The organism is Paenibacillus sp. VCA1, from assembly GCF_031583795.1.
GTDB classification, from domain to species: Bacteria; Bacillota; Bacilli; order Paenibacillales; family Paenibacillaceae; genus Paenibacillus_AQ; species Paenibacillus_AQ albilobatus.
On record NZ_JAVLSX010000060.1, the window covers coordinates 1 to 236 of the forward strand.

General features: G+C 57.2%; 1 rRNA gene. It reads left to right on the forward strand.

The features are described 5' to 3' along the window. A 23S ribosomal RNA gene (locus tag RJP21_RS31150) occupies positions 1–236 on the forward strand; the annotation flags it as partial.

The window sequence follows — 236 nt, forward strand, 5'->3', positions numbered from 1 at the left end:
TAGGGGTGATGGCGTGCCTTTTGTAGAATGAACCGGCGAGTTACGTTCCCGTGCAAGGTTAAGGTGAGAAGCCGTAGCCGCAGCGAAAGCGAGTCTGAATAGGGCGACGAAGTACGTGGGCGTAGACCCGAAACCGTGTGATCTACCCCTGTCCAGGGTGAAGGTGCGGTAACACGCACTGGAGGCCCGAACCCACGAATGTTGAAAAATTCGGGGATGAGGTGGGGGTAGCGGAG